Origin of the sequence: Enterococcus sp. AZ091 (assembly GCF_051714805.1) — a bacterium.
Taxonomy (GTDB): domain Bacteria; phylum Bacillota; class Bacilli; order Lactobacillales; family Enterococcaceae; genus Enterococcus_D; species Enterococcus_D gallinarum.
The window spans coordinates 331,815-350,870 of sequence record NZ_JBIOSO010000001.1 but is presented as its reverse complement, the minus strand read 5'-3'; the positions used below and the strand labels follow the sequence as shown (position 1 = coordinate 350,870).

16 protein-coding genes are annotated in these 19,056 nt (G+C 42.2%); 8 read left to right on the top strand and 8 right to left on the bottom strand.

Annotation, left to right across the window (positions count from 1 at the left end; genetic code table 11):
• Positions 1–7 precede the first annotated feature (7 nt).
• Positions 8–307 (top strand): hypothetical protein, encoded by a 300-nt coding sequence (locus IGJ28_RS01780; protein ID WP_081131421.1) that lies wholly within the window; start codon positions 8–10, stop codon positions 305–307.
• A 218-nt stretch (positions 308–525) separates the two neighbouring features.
• On the opposite strand, the gene IGJ28_RS01775 is transcribed toward IGJ28_RS01780, so the two are convergent.
• Complete coding sequence (locus IGJ28_RS01775; RefSeq protein WP_252712277.1) at positions 526–2,418, bottom strand: M13 family metallopeptidase; 1,893 nt, start codon at positions 2,416–2,418, stop codon at positions 526–528.
• 157 nt (positions 2,419–2,575) lie between these two features.
• On the opposite strand from IGJ28_RS01775, the gene IGJ28_RS01770 reads away from it, so the two are divergent.
• Together IGJ28_RS01770 and IGJ28_RS01765 are read left to right on the top strand one after the other, a co-directional pair.
• A complete protein-coding gene (locus IGJ28_RS01770; RefSeq protein WP_005472825.1) occupies positions 2,576–3,124 on the top strand; it encodes a C39 family peptidase in 549 nt (182 codons plus the stop codon).
• 72 nt (positions 3,125–3,196) lie between these two features.
• Positions 3,197–4,162, top strand: a complete 966-nt coding sequence (locus IGJ28_RS01765; RefSeq protein ID WP_005472824.1) for a ribose-phosphate diphosphokinase — start codon at positions 3,197–3,199, stop codon at positions 4,160–4,162.
• A gap of 63 nt (positions 4,163–4,225) precedes the next feature.
• Here the strand turns inward: IGJ28_RS01765 and IGJ28_RS01760 are convergent, their stop codons facing one another.
• Both IGJ28_RS01760 and IGJ28_RS01755 read right to left on the bottom strand, forming a co-directional pair.
• Positions 4,226–5,245: a LacI family DNA-binding transcriptional regulator gene (locus IGJ28_RS01760; RefSeq protein ID WP_081131419.1), complete on the bottom strand. Its 1,020-nt coding sequence runs from the start codon at positions 5,243–5,245 to the stop codon at positions 4,226–4,228.
• Between the two features lie 114 nt (positions 5,246–5,359).
• The gene (locus IGJ28_RS01755) at positions 5,360–7,624 is read right to left on the bottom strand and encodes a glycoside hydrolase family 65 protein (RefSeq protein ID WP_438845107.1); all 2,265 of its coding nucleotides are present in this window, start codon (positions 7,622–7,624) and stop codon (positions 5,360–5,362) included.
• Between the two features lie 253 nt (positions 7,625–7,877).
• On the opposite strand from IGJ28_RS01755, the gene IGJ28_RS01750 reads away from it, so the two are divergent.
• Together IGJ28_RS01750 and IGJ28_RS01745 are read left to right on the top strand one after the other, a co-directional pair.
• On the top strand, positions 7,878–10,049 hold the full coding sequence (locus IGJ28_RS01750) for a PTS transporter subunit IIBC (RefSeq protein WP_005472822.1): 2,172 nt from the start codon (positions 7,878–7,880) through the stop codon (positions 10,047–10,049).
• A gap of 218 nt (positions 10,050–10,267) precedes the next feature.
• A complete protein-coding gene (locus IGJ28_RS01745) occupies positions 10,268–11,080 on the top strand; it encodes an endonuclease/exonuclease/phosphatase family protein (protein WP_252712279.1) in 813 nt (270 codons plus the stop codon).
• 134 nt (positions 11,081–11,214) lie between these two features.
• On the opposite strand, the gene IGJ28_RS01740 is transcribed toward IGJ28_RS01745, so the two are convergent.
• The 5 genes from IGJ28_RS01740 to msrA form a co-directional block, all read right to left on the bottom strand.
• Positions 11,215–11,886, bottom strand: coding sequence for a type 1 glutamine amidotransferase (locus IGJ28_RS01740; RefSeq protein WP_003128503.1), 672 nt, complete (start codon positions 11,884–11,886; stop codon positions 11,215–11,217).
• Positions 11,879–13,228: a Mur ligase family protein gene (locus IGJ28_RS01735; protein ID WP_081131416.1), complete on the bottom strand. Its 1,350-nt coding sequence runs from the start codon at positions 13,226–13,228 to the stop codon at positions 11,879–11,881. The genes IGJ28_RS01740 and IGJ28_RS01735 overlap by 8 nt, the downstream gene beginning before the upstream one ends.
• Positions 13,229–13,478: 250 nt before the next feature.
• Positions 13,479–14,885, bottom strand: a complete 1,407-nt coding sequence (locus IGJ28_RS01730) for a TrkH family potassium uptake protein (protein ID WP_252712280.1) — start codon at positions 14,883–14,885, stop codon at positions 13,479–13,481.
• Positions 14,886–15,153: 268 nt separating this feature from the next.
• Complete coding sequence (locus IGJ28_RS01725) at positions 15,154–16,218, bottom strand: iron-containing alcohol dehydrogenase family protein (protein ID WP_195957541.1); 1,065 nt, start codon at positions 16,216–16,218, stop codon at positions 15,154–15,156.
• Positions 16,219–16,529: 311 nt separating this feature from the next.
• Complete coding sequence (gene msrA / locus IGJ28_RS01720; protein WP_003128511.1) at positions 16,530–17,048, bottom strand: peptide-methionine (S)-S-oxide reductase MsrA; 519 nt, start codon at positions 17,046–17,048, stop codon at positions 16,530–16,532.
• A gap of 92 nt (positions 17,049–17,140) precedes the next feature.
• Between msrA and IGJ28_RS01715 the strand changes: the two genes are divergently transcribed.
• The 3 genes from IGJ28_RS01715 to IGJ28_RS01705 all read left to right on the top strand — a co-directional run bounded on the left by IGJ28_RS01715 (position 17,141) and on the right by IGJ28_RS01705 (position 19,055).
• Positions 17,141–17,695: an AAA family ATPase gene (locus IGJ28_RS01715; RefSeq protein ID WP_252712282.1), complete on the top strand. Its 555-nt coding sequence runs from the start codon at positions 17,141–17,143 to the stop codon at positions 17,693–17,695.
• 50 nt (positions 17,696–17,745) lie between these two features.
• Positions 17,746–18,348 (top strand): GNAT family N-acetyltransferase, encoded by a 603-nt coding sequence (locus IGJ28_RS01710; protein ID WP_156248032.1) that lies wholly within the window; start codon positions 17,746–17,748, stop codon positions 18,346–18,348.
• Positions 18,349–18,470: 122 nt separating this feature from the next.
• Positions 18,471–19,055 (top strand): thymidine kinase, encoded by a 585-nt coding sequence (locus IGJ28_RS01705; protein ID WP_029487305.1) that lies wholly within the window; start codon positions 18,471–18,473, stop codon positions 19,053–19,055.
• Position 19,056 lies beyond the last annotated feature (1 nt).

Genomic DNA, 19,056 nt, shown 5'->3' with positions numbered 1-19,056 from the left:
GAGTGTAATGGGATTTATGGATCAATTAAAAGAACAGTTTAGTTTCAGTGAATTGACAGGATTGTATCAGTCCTATAAAAGCGGTGAATTGGATGTTGACAAGATTTTGAATGATACGTTCATGCAAAAGTATACCGATTTTGAAAATGTGGAAGCATTGATGACAAAACTAGGCATTCAAGATAAAGATCAACTCATGGACTTTATGAAAGATAGAAGCAACCGGCATCATGCTGACCAAGTCGTAAAGGACCATTCCCAATTTGATTCTCTAATCGAAATGATCAAAAAAGCACTAGGAAAATAAAATCACCGCCCCCGAAAAGTTAGCTGTTTGCTGCTAACTTTTCGGGGGCGGTCTTAATATTGTATCTTTTGATGAAGGTGACGGCTGATTGTATTTCTGAACTACTTTGGCTAATGATGTGAGGTGAATCCTCTTTTTTTAGAAAAGTTGCATCAACAAATGGACCAATGATTCATAACCAAACAGTTCGTAACAAATGCCTCGTAGCAAGCTGTATCTTACCAGATTTGAACACGGTCTTCAGGAGCCCGGTACATGCCATCTCCTGGTTCAATACCGAAAGTAGTGAAGAAGGAATCGATGTTTTGAACTTGGATGTTGGCCCGTAACTTGGCAGGGCCATGAACATCAATGGCTAGCAGCAACTGTTGATATTGTTCTTTGGCTTTTGTGCGCCAAATTTTTGCCCAATTGATAAAGAAGTCTTCTAGTGAGACGTCAGTTTCTTTTTCTGCTGCTTCTAGTGCACAGCTTAATCCACCAGCATCGGCAATATTTTCCGATACTGTCAAGGTGCCATTGACCGTTCCACCAGCAAATGGCAAGCCGTCGAATTCATTGATCATTTCTTGAGCCAATGTCTCAAAATGGGCCAGGTCCTCTGCTGTCCACCAATTATTCAGGTTGCCGAATTCGTCAAATTTGGCTCCGTTATTATCAAAAGCATGAGAAATCTCATGAGCGATCACTGCACCGATCCCACCATAATTGGCACTTGCTGATTGAGACAGACTGTAAAATGGTGCTTGTAAAATAGCTGCTGGGAAGACAATCACATTCTTGAAAGGATGATAGTAGGCATTGACTGTTGCTGCAGACATTTCCCACTCCTCGCGATCGACCGGTTTTTGCCATTTGCTAAAAAGATCTTCCCGGAAGATACGTCCAAAACGTAGTGCATTTTGTAACAATGATGCATCAGGGTCTGTGTGCAGTCGATCATAGATAGCTGGGATTTTGTCTGGATAACCGACATGGGTTCCTAGTTTATTTAATTTAACGATTGCTTTTTGTTTGGTATGCTCGCTGAGCCAAGTATTGCTGGTCAAACGATCTTGATAGACGCCGATCATCGTTTCTACCATATGTTTTACATCATTTTTTGCTTTTTCACCAAAATACTTGCGACCATAATAATCACCGACGACTTGACTAAATTGGCCAATCGTCAGATAATAGGCGGCTTTTTCTTTAGGCATCGCTTCATCAACGCCAGAGAGGTACCGATTGTAGGCTCCGCCGAGTTGGCGTAGTTCTTCACTAAGATATCCAGTGTAGCGCAAACTTTGATGAACGATCATCCAGCTTTTCAATAAATCAAAGTGGGTAGGAGAGACAATGATATCGAATGCCTCAAAGTACTCAGGCTCAGTCACGATCAGCTCTTCTGGTTCGGCATTTAATAAAGCGGTTAATGTCTTTTTGAAGTCGAGTTGCGCCGAATGCTGTGCAAAGGTATCTAGACTTTGCGGATTGTAATTTTTGCTGTAATCGGCATTTTCTTCCGCACTGCGAACATGAGGAGCAATCAATTTATCAAAAGCCAGTGTTTGTTCTACCAGCGACTCTGCTTCGGATTGTGATTTCCCTAATTTCGTTAAGAGCGCAACAGCATTGTCGAAGAAAACTTGTAGTAACTCTTCTGCCTGCGGGTGGTCAGTATAATATGTTTTGTCAGGCAAGATCGTTGCTGGCGGATAGGCCAACAGTGTATTCATTTTCGCGTTTTTCATATCGGAGTCGATATCGAAAGCAAATGGTAGTTGGATGCCGTTAAGAATGAATTCAGGTAGCTGTGCATTTAACTCGTCATAAGACGCAAGGGTTTCGATTTTTGCCAAAATCGGCAAAACTTCTTGACCTGCGTTTTCATCACGGGTAGCAAAATCGCTTGCTAAGCGATAGAAAGCAACGGCGTCTTTCATTTTTCCTTTAGGAATTGCTAAAGGATCTGCCGCCATATTCTTGAACTCAGCCATCATCAACTGATCGATTCCGTCTACCAGATCTTGAAAACCTCCAGTTGCCGGTTTATCCGCAGGGATCACCGCTGATTCCAACCAATCGCCATTCACATAATCATAAAAATCATCTTTTAATAATGTTGTCATATGCTTCGCTCCTTTTTATGCTTTCTCCTATTATGGAACAAAATTTTCCAGTACGCAAAAAAAGTTTGTTTTTTTCTTAGCGAAAAAGTTCCTTAGTGTCTAAACCGGCTGATTCCCGTGGTACTATTAAGATATACTTTGGTAAGGAGGAATGGCGATGGAAGAAAGAGAGAACATAGATACTTGGCAGGGAATACCAGAAGAACGATTCCGCCGCTACAAATCTTGGGTAACACCTTCCGGCTATTTGTGCGGAACTTATGCTGCCACCGTGTTTTTGGCTTATTATCAAGATTATATCGATGAGCAGATCATCCCTAAAACAGTGAGAAGGAAAAATCAGCTGCAGCCGGGCGCACTGACTGACATCTTGCGGCTCTTGATTCAACCTCATGGATTGCCAACGATTGCTTGGCAGGTGGCTCATGGACTATCACGCTTTTTCACTCATTTTGATCTACCTTATCGGGGGCGTGCCACAGTTTTCGGCGGCTGGCAGCGAGCCTGCAAACGAATCGATCAAGGCAAACCGGTGATCGTTGGTCTCTTGAAGCCTTTAGGAAGTACCTACGGCAATCACTGGGTAGTCGCATATGCTTATTTAGAAACAGAGACTGGACGTTATCTAAAAGTTCATGACAACTGGGGGAATTACAATCAAGTGATTCCAGCCAGCTGGATTAACGGAACCGTCTCGTTACCTTAAATTAATTTAATGAAAAAAGCACCTATAATGTGCTAGAATAAAAGAAACAATTCACTTCACTTGGAGGCAGACATGGGCGAAAGTTATAAAGATAGTTCATTGAAGATTTTCAGTTTGAACGGCAACAGACCGTTAGCCGAGAAAATTGCAAAAGTTTTCGGTACAGAGTTAGGTAAGTCAAAAGTAACACAATTTAGTGATGGAGAGATCGCGATCAATATTGAGGAAAGTGTTCGTGGCGATCATATTTTTATCATTCAATCAACCAATGAACCAGTCAATGATCACTATCTTGAATTGTTGATCATGATCGATGCCATGAAACGTGCAAGTGCCAAAACGATTAATGTGGTTTTACCGTACTATGCGTATGCAAGACAAGACCGGACGGCAAATCCTCATGAGCCGATCACGGCAAAATTGATTGCCAATATGTTAGTGGAAGCTGGGGCGACACGGATCTTGACATTGGATCTGCATGCCGTGCAGGTGCAAGGCTTCTTTGATATTCCTGTTGATAATCTATTTACGATTCCGCTTTTCGCGCATTATTATCGCGAGAAAAAAATGATCGGAGACGAATATGTCGTTGTCTCTCCCAAAAATAGCGGAGTTCAGCGGACCCGCAGTTTAGCCGAATATTTAGATACAGCGATTGCGATCGTTGATCAAGATGAGGCAGATGGTGGCTATGTGATCGGAGATGTTGCCGGCAAAAAATGTATTTTAGTAGATGATATTTTGAATACAGGCAAAACATTGTCAAAGGCAGCAGATTTGCTAAAAGAAGCAGGAGCTAGTGAGATTTATGCGTGCGTCTCTCATGCGTTATTGTCACCACCAGCCAAAGACATTCTTGATCAATCTGTCATCGAAAACATTTGTGTCACAGATTCTTGTTGGACTGCCGAAGAACGGCATCCAGAACGGTTGTCTTACCTTTCTTGTGCAGAACTGATGGGCGAGGCTGTCAAACGAATCCACGAAAATACACCGATGAGTCCCCTGTTTCGGTTAGAAAGCAAAGAATACAAATAAGAAGCAAGAGAGTCCGGTTATTCTGGACTTTCTTGCTTCTTATTTGTCATGAGACAATGCAATTTATGCTAAGTTATTGAGGTTCAAGACAGTCTCTCGTTTAATCAGCTTATGCGGGACGACAAGCTGAACCGCATTTGAACCTTCATGGTTTAATTGTGCCATCAAGCTTTCTGTGGCGATTTTTCCTAAGGATAAGACGTTGATGTCAATGCTGGTCAAGTAAGGATGGGTCAATGTAGCAAAAATCGAGTTATTAAAGCTGATCACAGATAGATCATCCGGAACTTTATACCCGAACATCGTTGCTAGTTGGATGATCCGAACTGCAAAAAGATCATCGATTACTACGATTGCCGTTGCTTCGGTCTCTTTGATCGTTGTCTCGAAATTGACATAGTCTTCTGCCTGTTCAAATGTCAATGCCGGATAAAAAGGCAGGTTGGCTAGCATCATTGCTTTTTGATAGCCAAAGAAACGTTCGAAATAGAGATTTTCGTGAGTTGTATTCGTAGCAAACAATATCTTAGAGTGTCCTTGGGAGATCAGATACTCTGTCGCTTGTTTTCCCAGCATTTGGTTGTCATTATCAACAAAAACGATATTTTCTTCATTGCTGTAAGGATGTCCAATCAATGTGAAAGGAACTTTTTTACGAACTAAATAATCAATGATTGGATCTTTTTCATCGGAATAGACTAAGATAAAACCATCCACTTGTTTTTGAAGGTGCATACGTTCCACATTTTTCAATAATGTATCAAAATCACGGGCAGAGGCAACCGCAACCGTCATTTGGTGGTGGCGAGCTTCTTCGTTGATGGCTTCGATCGTTTCTAAATAGAAAGGATTTCCTAGCCGTTCCTTTGAATCCAAAGGCGGCAAGATAACACCGATAGCGCTTGAAATCTGCTTGCCTAGATTTCGCGCAGCCAAATTTGGCACGTAGCCCATCTCAGCCATGATTTTGCGTACTTTCTTTTTTGTGTCTTCAGAGATACTAGGGTGATCATTCACGACCCGAGAAACAGTTGAAGTAGCGACGCCGGCTTTTTTGGCGACATCTTTGACAGTTACGCTCACTGTTTTCCCTCCTTTTTTAGCTTATAGTATCATAAAGTTGTGTTATTTTGGTAGCCGGAAAGAAAAGAAAGAAGAAATGCCTTCATTTCTTCTTTCTTGGTTTCTGATCAATAATTAAGCAATAGTTACTGAGACTTCTTCTTCCAGCAGATGCTCTTTTCCATAAAGCTGAACTGTCAATGGCTCACCACTGATTTTCTTTAGTGTGACAGTTTCTTCTTTAACAGAAATGAATAATAAGCGTCCGCGATAATTGATATGGAAAGCATAGCTGTTCCAAGTCTTCGGTAGAAACGGGGCAAAACCTAGATGGGCATGGTCCGTCTTCATTTGGGCAAATCCTTGAACGATCGCTAACCAGCTGCCAGTCATTGAAGTGATATGCAAACCATCGTCGGTATCATTGTTGTAGTTATCCAAATCTAGCCGAGCCGTTCGTTCATACATTTCCAGTGCTTTTTCTTCCATTCCCAGCTCGGCTGCTAAGATGGCATGGATACTAGGAGACAGGGAAGACTCGTGCACTGTCATTGGTTCATAGAAGTCAAAGTTGTTTCGTTTTTCCTCTTCTGTAAATTGATCCCCAAAGAAATAGATTCCTTGTAAGACATCCGCTTGTTTGATAAAGCAAGAGCGCAAGATTCGGTCCCATGACCAATTTTGATTCAATGGCAAGTTTTCTGGATCTAAATCAGTGACTGGCATCAAATCTTTGTCTAAGAAGGTATCGTGCTGAACGAAAATTCCTAAGTCTTGATCTTCTGGGAAATACATATTGTCAATGATATCCTGCCAGTAGTCTTGCTCTTTTTCTGGGATCGTTACGGTTGCTTCTGTGGCATATTCTTTATAACTTTGTAAAGTATAGCTCAAGACCCAGGTAGCCATCTTGTTCGTATACCAGTTATTATTGATGTTATTCTCATATTCGTTGGGGCCGGTAACGCCATGGATCATATATTTTTGCTGACGTTTGGAATAATGGACACGATCTGCCCAGAAACGAGCGATGGCCGTTAATACTTCCAAGCCTTCTTTTTTCAGATAGCTCGTATCACCTGTGTAATTCGTGTAGTTATAGATGGCATAAGCGATTGCACCATTTCGATGGATCTCTTCAAAGGTGATTTCCCATTCATTGTGGCATTCGATCCCTGTAAATGTCACCATAGGATAAAGCGCGCCAGCCAAGCCTTGTTTTTGCGCATTGATATGGGCTTGCGTCAATTGATTGTGGCGATATTTCAACAAATTCCGAGTGATTTCTGGTTTCGCTAATGCCAAATAAAGAGGCACAGCATAGGCTTCTGTATCCCAATAAGTAGCGCCACCGTATTTTTCACCGGTAAATCCTTTAGGTCCAATATTTAAACGTTCATCTTCTCCATAATAGGTCGAGAAGAGTTGGAATAAATTGAAACGAATTCCTTGTTGCGCAGCAGCATCGCCTTCAATGATCACATCAGCTAATGCCCAGCGGTCTTTCCAAGCATTGACTTGTTCTTGCCGTAAGTCTTCGTAAGGTGCGCTGTACACTTGGAAAAGCTCTGCAATTTTTGTTACTTGATCATGAGGATTGACATCACGACTGGTAACAATAATCACGTCTTTTTGTAAATGAAAGACAGCTCCTGTTTCTCCTGTAAAAGTAAACGCGTCAGCAATCGTCAATTCACTCGTCTCTGTGGATGCTGGCTTTTGACTATGACGCATTGCGGCAGTGACCGTGAATTGCTCAATGTCAAAGTTGTTTTCAATGGTACGGGTGGTCAGATAACGATAGTTGCCTGAGCTGCCGTGGTCTAATTCTTCCCAGAAGCGTTCTTCGTAATTACTATCTTCATTGCGGACATTATTGTCTAGTTTAGAAATGACTGTGATTTCTGCTGATCCTTCAAGGATTTCTGCCTGCATCGTGATTACCGCCATTTCTCGCTTGACGATACTTAAAAAGCGCTCAAAAGTAAATTTGACAGTTGCGCCAGCTAATGAAACCGTAAATGTCCGGCGTAAAATTCCTGTTTGCATATCCAGTTCCATATAAAAATCGCTCGGACTAATTTTCGCAAGATCAACAGCCTGATTGTTGATGAAAAGATCCATTGCAATGAAGTTAACAGCATTGATCACTTTTCCAAAATAATCCGGATAGCCATTTTTCCACCAGCCAACACGAGTTTTGTCTGGATACCAGACCCCTGCCAGATAAGTCCCTAGATGGTGATCGCCACTATATTGTTCTTCAAAATTGCCCCGCATCCCCATGTAGCCATTTCCAATACTTGTAAGCGACTCTTGTAGTCGGCGATTTTCTTTATTTAAAGTAGTTGTTGCGATTTTCCAAGGATCGATATCGAACAAACGCTGGATTTTTTTCATAGGTTTTTCCTCCAAAATCTTTTTGATAACTCTATAATAAATGCAAACGATTGCGTTAGTCAAGCGTAAATCATTGGTTTCTATGCTTTTTTAAATAGAAGTGTGACAAAGAGCTGTTTTTGCGCATTTTTATAAATTAATGACTGAGGAGAATGTAAATTGAAATTTCTCGGTTTACAAAATTTTCAATCTCCGCTACAATGTGGTTATTAAGAAACCGATTGCGTAAAACGGTGGAGGAGGAAGAAAGAGGATGAAAAAATTACTAAGCTTTGAATTCTGGCAGAAATTCGGAAAAGCACTAATGGTTGTGGTAGCTGTTATGCCTGCCGCCGGATTGATGATCAGTATTGGGAAGACGATCCCCATGATTAATGCCGATTGGGCATTTTTGGTAACGACCGGTGGTGTGATCGAAAATATTGGTTGGGCAATTATTGGGAATCTGCACTTATTATTTGCATTAGCTATCGGTGGTAGTTGGGCGAAAGAACGCGCAGGCGGGGCATTCGCTGCGGGGATTGCATTTGTATTGATCAATCGAATCACAGGTTCGATCTTCGGGGTCACAAGCGCCATGCTGACGGAAGAAGGGGCTTTTACTCATACATTGTTCGGTACGAAAATTATGGTGGATGGCTTTTTTACAAGTGTCTTAGAAGCTCCGGCACTGAACATGGGTGTTTTTGTAGGGATCATCGCCGGGTTTGTTGGTGCGACTGCTTATAATAAATACTATAATTTCCGCAAACTGCCCGATGCGCTTTCGTTTTTTAATGGCAAGCGCTTCGTCCCGTTTGTTGTAATTGCTCGTTCCGTGGTTGTTGCGATCGTGTTAGCGATCGTTTGGCCTTACATTCAAGCAGGAATCAATAACTTTGGCTTGTGGATCGCACAATCGCAAGAAAGTGCGCCGATTTTAGCACCTTTCTTGTTTGGAACATTAGAACGATTACTATTGCCATTTGGGCTGCATCACATGCTGACTATTCCCATCAATTATACTGAATTGGGAGGCACCTATACGATCTTATCTGGTGCACAAGCGGGGACACAAGTTTTCGGTCAAGATCCTCTATGGTTAGCTTGGGCAACTGATTTGGTCAATATGCGAAATGCAGGAGATACTTCACAATACCAATTCTTGATAGAGAATTTTGTGCCTGCACGTTTCAAAGTCGGACAAATGATCGGTTCTTCTGGTATTTTGATGGGACTTGCCTATGCAATGTATCGCAATGTCGATGCAGACAAACGCCATAAATATACCTCGATGTATTTATCCGCTGCCATCGCGGTTTTCTTGACAGGCGTGACAGAGCCATTGGAATTTATGTTCATGTTTGCGGCTGTACCGTTATATGTTGTTTATGCAGTCGTTCAAGGGGCAGCATTTGCTATGGCGGATATCGTTCACCTGCGTGTTCACTCCTTTGGAAATATCGAACTATTGACTCGGACACCAATGGCGATCAATGCAGGTCTGGGTCAGGACTTGATCAATTTTGTCCTAGTAACCATCGCATTTGGGGTCGGCATGTATTTCTTGGCTAACTTCTTAATCAAAAAATTCAACTTTGCGACGCCCGGACGCAACGGCAACTACGAAGTAGAAGGAGCTGACGAAAACGTAGCAACAACTGCCTCTGACGGAACGTTAGATCCAAACTCTCAAGTGGTTAAGATCATTCATCTGTTGGGAGGACGTGAAAACATCCGCGATGTAGATGCATGTATGACTCGCTTAAGGGTCTCTGTCAAAGACCCTAGCTCAGTAGGAGACGAAAAGTCTTGGAAAGGTGCTGGCGCATTAGGTTTGATCGTAAAAGATAACGGAGTGCAAGCGGTATATGGTCCTAAAGCCGATGTACTTAAATCAGACATCCAGGATATCTTGGATTCCGGTGTGGCGATTCCTGAAGCAGTCATAAAAGAAGTCACTAATGAGACGAATCACGAAAGCCAAGGGATAACCGCTGAGGTTGTTTCAGTAGCCGATGGGCAAGTGATTCCGATCACGGAGGTCAGTGATCAAGTCTTTGCAGAGAAAATGATGGGGGACGGATTTGGCGTGATTCCCGATAACACGCAGGTGTATTCACCTGTTTCTGGGAAAGTGACGAATGTTTTTCCTACGAAACATGCGATTGGGTTGCTATCTGATGAAGGAGTCGAAGTATTGGTTCATATGGGCTTGGATACTGTTGAACTTCAAGGGGCACCATTCACAGTTTCTGTCACAGAAGGGCAGCAAGTCACAAAAGGTGACCCGTTGGCTTTAATGGATCTCGCAGCTATCAAAGAAGCGGGTAAGGATACAACGATCGTTGTAGTAATGACAAATACCGATCAAATCGATTCCTTTGAATTGTCCCAAACTGGTCAGCAAAAAGCTGCAGCAGTTGTTGGAATCGTCAAACTATAATAAAATGACTAAGAGCTGTGCCATAAGTATTTTACCAAACTGAATATCCAAACGATCGTGGGGTTGCTACAGTCTGGTAGTTTCTCGTCGCAATTCACGAGAAGTACAGCTGATCTCATACAGTGCGGATAGTTTCGTCTGGTTCATACTTATGGCACAGCTCCGTTCTTTTATTTACATTTTGAAAGAAGATAATCAAACGCAGAGGAGCGTTATTCATGAAAGTTTTAACATTAAACACCCATAGCTGGTTAGAAGACGATCAAGAAGCAAAATTAAAAGTGATCGCACAAGAAATCGCAGCAGGAGATTATGATTTGATTGCATTGCAAGAAGTCAATCAATCGATTGCTGCTACAACGATCGTTCCGGATGGTCTTTATTGTCCGACAGAGGCGATCCTTGAGATCAAAGAAGACAATTTTGCTTTGCGCTTAGTAGAAGAACTGCAGATTCTGGATCACGATTATTATTGGTCATGGACTTACAGTCATGTGGGTTATGATGTCTATCATGAAGGGAATGCCTTACTGTCCAAAAATCCAATCATTGCCAAAGAATATTTGGCTTCTGAGACAACCGATGTCTGGGACCATACTACGCGAAAAAATCTTAGCGGTCTCACAGAAGTAGACGGCAAAATGATCCAAGTGTTAAGCTGCCATTTTTCTTGGTGGAATGACGGCAAGTTTGCCTATGAATGGCAGCAAACCGAAGCGTTTTTGACTGAGCAAGCAGCATCGCTCTTGCTTTTAGGTGATTTCAATAATGAGGCAGACAGCTTGGGTTATCAGCTGGTTAAAAACAGTTCATTGCAGCTGCAGGATAGTTTTCTTGCCGCAACAAAAACGATCGGTGAGGCTTCGGTTGTTAAAGCAATCGATGGCTGGCAAGACAATCAGACAGCCTTGCGTATCGATTATGTCTTTGCCTCACAGAATGAACAGCCCGTAGAGTATGAAGTGGTCTTTGACGGTCAGCGGCTGCCGATAGTCAGCGATCATTTTGGTATCTGTGTGGTTTTTGAATAACCAAGAATAGAGAAGACGACTTCGATTATTCGCTTGCTATCTCTTGAATCGGCTAGAGATTCAGGAAGCAGACAATCGATTAAAAAAAGGATGAGACCAGAAACGAATTTCTGATTTCATCCTTTTTATTTTGATCAAATGTCAATCGAACCATAGCGGTTTTTTAAGGCAGTGCGTATTAAGCGTTCTGCCAAATGTTCATTCCGGGCAAGCAGTGGACCATGGAAATAGGAACCAAAAACATTGCGGTAGACCACGCCTTCTGTTTGGTCCTCGCCATTGTTTCCCTGCCCTTCTACGACTTTACCTAGTGGTTTCTCACCTTTGCCAAGAAACGTCCGACCATTGTGATTTTCAAAACCATAGTAGGTCTCATCGAATTCTTCATTATGGATAACGATATCTCCGATGAAGCGATTGTTTTCTTGACTCAATGTGTAATGATCCAATGCGCTAATTCCTTTGATTTTCTCTCCGTTAGCTCCCATGTAGTAATGACCTAACAACTGATACCCGCCACAAATGGCCAACATGACTCCATCGTTCTCGATGTATTCCGTCAATGCTTCTTTTTTTGTTTGGATATCTTCAGAAACGATCAGCTGTTCAAAATCCTGTCCGCCGCCAAAAAAGACTAAGTCATACTTCTTCGGATCAAATGGTTCATGGATGCTGACGACTTCCGAAATGAATTCTACACCCATTTTTTCGGCTACATAACGCAACATCAACAAATTGCCATTATCCCCGTAGGTGTTCAGCAAATTCCCGTAAAGATGAGCAACATTCAAACGATAATTAGCCACGATCCATCCCCCCTTTGATATAGCCTTTTTCTGCCAATTTTTTGCGTAGTTGCAAAACAGCAGTATAGGTTGCTAAGATATAGACTTTTTCAGTTGGTAGATTGGCGATATCTTTAATGACCTCATCAAGGTCTTTTGTTTCGGTGATCTTTTCTTCGGGAATTCCCGCTACTTTTAAACGCAGCGCCATATCTTGATGGCGGTCGCCGCCAGCAATGACTTGAGGAATCGCCATTTCGGCAAATGCTTCATGATTTCCATCCCAGATCCAGCTAACATCAATGCCGTCCGCATAATTTGCATTCAAGAGACTGACGAGAGAAAAAGGATACGGAGATAAGCCGATCATATCGATCACTTGATTCAGTCCTACCGGATTTTTGACTAACACGAGTGTACACTCTTTGCCATCGATGGTAATGACTTCTTGACGGCCAAAGACTTTTTCATCATAGGCCAATCCAGCTCTGATTTTTTCAGGTGCGACTTGATAATATTCCGCTACAGCGGTCGCTGCCAATGCGTTATAGACATTGTACATGCCGCCAACTTCGATTCCATATGAATTCCCATCAATGACAAAATCAGCAGAAGTATTGTCCATTGCTGTGATGGCTGTCAGTTTGTAGTCTAGTTCTGGACGTTTGAATCCGCAGTTTGGACAATAGTATTTGCCTAGATTCGCATAGGTAATCATTTGGTAATGTAAGATGTGGTGGCATTCTGGACAAAGAACCCCGTCTGTATTGTAATGGGCCATCTGCTCCTGATCAGGTAAGTGATCAAAGCCATAATACTTTCTTGGATTAACAGTAGTGACAGAATTGAACAACGGGGAATCACCATTACATAGAATTGTGGCCGCCGGTGAATTTGCTGCTCCTTCAACGATCATTTTATATGTTGTATAGATTTCACCATAACGGTCCATCTGATCGCGAAAAATATTCGTGAAGACAAATAGTTCAGGTTTGATATACTTCGTTACTTTGCTAAGACTAGCTTCATCGATCTCTAGTACTGCAAACTTTTTGCCGCCTTTTGGTTTGGCAGATAAGAAAGTAGAAACGATTCCTTGGACCATATTGGCACCTGTTGGATTTGTCAGCACATCATCAAATTCTTGCCGTAAAATATTCACCGTCAGTGCAGTAGTCAAGGTTTTTCCGTTCGTACCAGTGATAACGACAACTTGATAATCTTTTGCTAGATAATCTAAAATATGCGGATCGATTTTTAATGCTATTTTCCCAGGCAGACTTGATCCGCCTTTAAAAAAGTTTTTTAATACCCACTGAGAGGTCTTACCGACTGTGACAGCCAGTTGACTTCTTAACCCCATAGTTGAACCTCCAAACGAGATGATTGTCTTTTTAGTTTAAATTCAATTTATCATACCATATGTTCTAAAAAAGGTTAAACGGCTTTTCGATTTCTTTAAGTTTCTGCAAAGAGTTCAGTTTATTGAACCAAAAAAGGCAGAGACATTCGTTACAAACAAGATGTCTCTGCCGCTTCAAAACGCTTGTGGAAGGCTCGCGACTTTAAGATACAACGCTTAGAACCTTCAATAGCGCCATTTTACTGGCTGTTTAACCAATAATAATCTTCTCGGTTGGGTATTCATAACCTAAATCTCGGGTTTCTTTTGGCACAAACAACAACAACGTATAAAGCATACCTACACGTCCAATGAACATCAGTAAGGCTATCACTAACTTACCCACACTTGAGAGATCATCGGTGATCCCTAACGATAAACCGGTGGTCCCAAACGCAGAAGCTACTTCGACAATGATGGCGATCAACGGGATATCTTCAGTGGCGGTCAAAAATAATACGCAGAAAAAGCACATTCCTAAGGATAACATGAAGACAACAACCGACTTACGCACATCGTCTTCATCGATCCGTCGGCCAAATATGTTGATATTGTCTTCACTCTTTAAGAAGGCATAAAGATAAAGACCAATAATGGCGATCGTTGTCGTACGAATCCCGCCACCGACTGAACTTGGGCTGCAACCGATAAACATTAGTAACGAAAAAACGATCAATGTCGTGGTCTGAAAGTTCCCTAAATCATGGATCTGCAGTCCAGCATTACGGGTAGTCATGGAATAAAACATACTGTTGATCCAGGTGCTGCTGAAGCCGTAATCTTTGAACAGATGGTCTTTCTCTAGGAAATAAATGGCGATCGTTCCACCGATAAACAAAATCACAAAAGCCAACATCGCGATTTTTGTAAACAATGAAAAGCGAAAAGGCAGTTGTCGGCGATTTTTTTTCAGCTTGAAGAGGGCCCATTCTCGGAAATCCATAATCACTGGAAACCCAATCCCACCGATAAAAATCAAAAACATGATACAAAACAAAAAGAAATAATCATGTGCGAAAGGTAAAATGGAATTTCCTGTCACGTCAAAACCAGAGTTTGTGACCGCGGAAATAGCTTGGTAAAAACCATAAAATAGGGCATCCCGCCAATTGTCATAATAGCCATTAAAATAAAAATAAATAGAAAAAATAGCGCCAGAGATGGCTTGGCAAAGTAAGATGATCGTAAACGTGATTCGAATCATCCGCACGATTCCGCTTAGCTTTGGCTGATTCATATCCGTCATAATCAACTGACGCTGCTTCAATGAGATCTTTCTCCGAGAAACGATCGCAAAGAAAGTGGAGATCATCATAATCCCTAGTCCACCCACTTGAAAAAGAACTTCAAGAAGCACTACACCGCGATCATTGAACACATCATCGATAGGGAATGTCGTCAATCCGGTGACACTGACCGTGCTGACTGCCATAAAAAACATATCGATGAAGGAAGCATGAGAACGAGGTTCACGAAAAAAGGGAAGGTAAAATAAACCTAAGGAAATAATCGTCATCAGGATATAGTAAAAAACGATCACTTGGATCGAAGAAACATTTTGGGCAATAAAATATTTGCTTTTGCGTTGTGTCAGACGAGCAAACCGCGTGAAATTCATAACTAGTCTCCTCACTAAATAAACTACCCACAGTATACCAAAGAACCAAGCAGTTTCAAAAGAAAGCAAGATTGAAAGTAAGTAGCAGCCAATATCATCAAAGAAACGTTCTGCAAAAATATGAGATAGCGCCGCAAAACAATCACTGGAACAGAGAAGACGGTAGCCTGTCATTGAGAGAGCACTAGAAGATAGCGGTGAGTCGGACAAAAAACTGTAAGCCCAACAGACGTATCGGGCATACAGTTTTTTTGAAGAGATCGGTTAGTTAGAGTGCTTCCACCGCTTCGATTGCGCGAAAGACTTTTTCTGGAGTGATCATAGGGTCGATCAGGACAAATGTTTCTTCTTCTTTAACGGCATAAGTCAAAACAGGCGCAAAATAAGCGCGATCCACACGAGTGACATGCAAGTCTTTTAGTTTCATAGGTAAGTGCAATGCTTCGTAGAAAGGACGCAGTTCCTCGATAACAGCAAAATCGTTGGTGTAGGCAAGCTGTACCCAGATGCAGTAGGCCACTTTATTGCCATGGAGGACACTGTGGGTTTCGCTCAGATAAGATAAGCCGTCATGTAATGCGTGGGCGCCAGAAGTTCTGCCAAACTCTACAGCAAATCCACCAACTTCTCCTGCTAAAGCGATGATGGCATCTGTGATTCGCGCAAAAGCTGGCGTCAAGCGCCCGGCTTCTAAATCAGTGACTGCTTGGATGGCATCTGCGATCAAGAGTTCTTTGATTAGTTTTGCACTTTGAAAACCGAGCCGAACCAAGGCTGTTTTATCTTCTTCTGCCATCGTGCGTACAATGGCTTCCATTTCATAATACTTGGCTAGCGTGTCTGCGATGCCTGCAATGAAATAATCCACGGGTGTTGCTAGCAAGAATCGAGTATCGACGATCGTCATATAAGCCCCTTTTTTGGCGTAATCGATCTTGCAGATTGTGTGGTCTGGGTAATAGGCGACAATCACAGGAGTAAAGGGTGCACAGTTGGAAACCAATGTAGGGATGACGATCAGCTCCGCTCCCATTCTTTCTGCAGTAATTTTTGCGGTATCTGCGACACGACCACCACCGATCGCAAGCAGGACATCTGCGTGTTTGATCTTATCCGCTAACTCCTGAGCATTCTCATAACTTGAGGAGCCATCATAGCGATAAACAGGATAGTCAAATGGATGCGGATAATAGGTTTTAAAAACGTCAAATGATTGATCGCCAGTAATGACAGCAACCTGATCAAAATCATTGAGATACTCTGGTAGATCAAAAAGAACTCCTTCACCAGTAATATACCGGTTTGGTCCAGGGCGGACTTCATTGGCTAACATAACACAACACTCCTTTGCAATCGTCAGAATTTTCTAATTAGTGTAACGTGGAATAGCGCCTGCTGTCAATTTTTCTTTTGAGCAGTTTTGTTCAGATCAGCCAGGCCAAAGCCAATCGGCGCAAGCAGGCGTAAAGAGGACATAAAAAAAGACCCTAACAAAGGAGAGTTTGTTCTTGCTAGTCTTCGTATAATCAAGACTGTTTTGCGAAGATCCTCTCCTTTTGAGGGTCAGTTGTTGGGCGAGACAACAGTACTATTTCTATCTCAGAAAACTAAAGGAATATTCAAACTGCCGCTTCTCAAAATAGGTTATGTCCAGTTTTGACGGATGAAACCAGCTCGTCCTGAACCTTCACGGTAGGCGTTGTAATGCGCCGTATTTTTCTTATAGAAATCTTGATGATAGTCTTCTGCTGGATAGAAAGGTTCAGCAGGTTCGATTGTTGTCACGATTGGATCTGTAAAGCGACCGCTTGCTTGCAAAGCGGCTTTTGAAGCTTCTGCGATTTTTCGTTGTTCTTCACTATTGTAATAGATGACTGGACGGTAAGAGTCCCCACGGTCTGCGAACTGACCAAAGGCATCTGTAGGATCGGTTTGTTGCCAATAGATAGCCACGAGTTCTTCATACGTTATTTGTTCAGGATCGAAAGTGATTTCTACGGCTTCTGTATGTCCTGTGGTTCCAGTTGTTACTTCTTGATAGGTAGGATGAGGGACATGTCCACCGGTAAAACCTGAGACTACCGAAAGAATTCCTGGTAAAGAATCGAAAGGTTTGACCATACACCAGAAGCAGCCACCGGCAAAAATTGCAGTATCTTTCATTGTGATTCCTCCTTTGGTTTTATGGTATGCTTCTTATAGAGAAAGACAAGCGATATGCTTATAAGAAACGGCCAAAGAAAGCGAGGTTTGCTGTGGATACGATTATCATTTTATTGCGGGGGAATTCTGGCAGCGGAAAAACGACAGTAGCAAAAGCGCTGCATCAACAATTAGGGGCAGAAGCGGTGTTGATCTCACTGGATGTATTTCGCCGAGAAATTTTTCACGTGAAAGATACGCCTAATAATCATGCTGTAGGTCTAATGAGGGAGGCCCTTTTATATGCGCGAGGGAAGGTTCCTTTCATCATCGTTGAGGGAATTTTTGCCCGTGAAAAATACCAGGACTTCTTGCTCTTTTTACTAGAATCCTTTGAGAAGTGTCTCATTTATTATTTTGATGTGCCTTTTCAAACAACGATTGAAAGACACCGAACACGGCCACAACGGGCATTTTTTTCCGAATCATCGCTACAAAAGTGGTGGCTCGAAAAAGACCTTCTCTTTGGGGAAAACGGCATAGCGTCCAAGAGCAATGATACGAGTAATAAATCAGTCCTCTCAAAAGAGAAGATGTTTACAGAGAAGCAGACAATATCTGAAATGATCACGATGATCTTGGAGGATACGAAACAGTTTCAAGAATAGCCTTGAAGCAAACGATCTGTTTTCCAAAAAAACTAAAGTGAGGTATCTCTATGTTAGACAAATCAATTCCTTATGCAGAAATTTGGATGGAGCGCATGGCTGCGGATGAAGTAGCACCGGTCCCTGCCTCAAATAACTACATCATTCAACCTTATCAATCCGGTGATGCGAGTGAGTGGGCGCGGATTGAGACAGCGGTGGGAGAATTTGATACAGAAGCCGCGGCACTTGCGTATTTTGAAAAAGACTTTCTCCCCTATGAATCTCAATTGCCGCAACGAATGTTTTTTGCAGTGGATCCAGAAGGAACAAAGGTAGGAACAGCGACTGCTTGGTGGAAGAAGAAGCAAGATGGCAACATTGTGCCGCTCGTTCATTGGGTAGCAGTCATTCCCAGCGCTCAAAGACAAGGGATCGCTCGCGGCTTGGTAACCAAAGTTATAGAAACATGCCAGAACCAAACGGCAGATTCCGAAGAATCTGCTGCCGCTATTTATCTCCATACGCAAACATGGAGTCATGCTGCGATTGGACTGTATCAACAACTAGGCTTCAAACTTATTGATACAGACTATCAGGGACAGATGAATCCCGAGTACGAACAAGTATTGACTATTTTGAGAGACGTGGCGCAGAAGGAAAACGGGCAGTAAAGCCAATCATTTGCAGGCATCGTTCTGTTCAGTACCCCTCTTAGCGACTTCTGAATTTAAACCTGTAAAAATTCCTTGTTTTCAAGTATAATACCAAAGGAGTATCAGGAAGGATGGGCAAGATGGCACAACTTTTTTTTAAATATGGCGCGATGAATAGTGGCAAAACGATCGAGATTTTAAAAGTTGCACATAATTATGAAGAACAAGACAAGCCGGTCGTGATTATGACCAGCGGCATCGATACCCGAAGCGGGATCGGAACAGTTTCCAGTCGTATTGGGTTAGAGCGTGACGCCATTCCGATTTTCGATGAGACCGATTTGTATCATTTAGTAAAAGATCTAGGATATCAACCCTATTGCATTTTGATTGATGAGGCACAGTTTTTGAAAAAACACCATGTCTTGGCGTTTACTAAAATCGTAGACGAATTAGGCATTCCTGTGATGGCATTTGGTTTAAAAAATGATTTTCGCAACGAATTATTCGAAGGTTCTAAATATCTGCTTCTTTATGCAGATAAAATTGAAGAAATGAAAACGATCTGCTGGTTCTGCCACAAAAAGGCGACCATGAATCTGCATTACATTGACGGTAAACCAGTCTATGAAGGCGATCAAGTTCAAATTGGCGGTAATGAAGCCTATTACCCTGTTTGTCGCAAACACTATTTTCACCCTGGAATCAAAAAAGAAGGAGAATAAA

Bases quoted from the DNA above. Each gene is read 5' to 3' on its own strand.
- IGJ28_RS01780 (WP_081131421.1), top strand. From the start codon at position 8: ATGGGATTTATGGATCAATTAAAAGAACAGTTTAGTTTCAGTGAATTG.
- IGJ28_RS01775 (WP_252712277.1), bottom strand. From the start codon at position 2,418: ATGACAACATTATTAAAAGATGATTTTTATGATTATGTGAATGGCGAT.
- IGJ28_RS01770 (WP_005472825.1), top strand. From the start codon at position 2,576: ATGGAAGAAAGAGAGAACATAGATACTTGGCAGGGAATACCAGAAGAA.
- IGJ28_RS01765 (WP_005472824.1), top strand. From the start codon at position 3,197: ATGGGCGAAAGTTATAAAGATAGTTCATTGAAGATTTTCAGTTTGAAC.
- IGJ28_RS01755 (WP_438845107.1), bottom strand. From the start codon at position 7,624: ATGAAAAAAATCCAGCGTTTGTTCGATATCGATCCTTGGAAAATCGCA.
- IGJ28_RS01750 (WP_005472822.1), top strand. From the start codon at position 7,878: ATGAAAAAATTACTAAGCTTTGAATTCTGGCAGAAATTCGGAAAAGCA.
- IGJ28_RS01745 (WP_252712279.1), top strand. From the start codon at position 10,268: ATGAAAGTTTTAACATTAAACACCCATAGCTGGTTAGAAGACGATCAA.
- IGJ28_RS01735 (WP_081131416.1), bottom strand. From the start codon at position 13,228: ATGGGGTTAAGAAGTCAACTGGCTGTCACAGTCGGTAAGACCTCTCAG.
- IGJ28_RS01730 (WP_252712280.1), bottom strand. From the start codon at position 14,885: ATGAATTTCACGCGGTTTGCTCGTCTGACACAACGCAAAAGCAAATAT.
- IGJ28_RS01725 (WP_195957541.1), bottom strand. From the start codon at position 16,218: ATGTTAGCCAATGAAGTCCGCCCTGGACCAAACCGGTATATTACTGGT.
- msrA (WP_003128511.1), bottom strand. From the start codon at position 17,048: ATGAAAGATACTGCAATTTTTGCCGGTGGCTGCTTCTGGTGTATGGTC.
- IGJ28_RS01710 (WP_156248032.1), top strand. From the start codon at position 17,746: ATGTTAGACAAATCAATTCCTTATGCAGAAATTTGGATGGAGCGCATG.
- IGJ28_RS01705 (WP_029487305.1), top strand. From the start codon at position 18,471: ATGGCACAACTTTTTTTTAAATATGGCGCGATGAATAGTGGCAAAACG.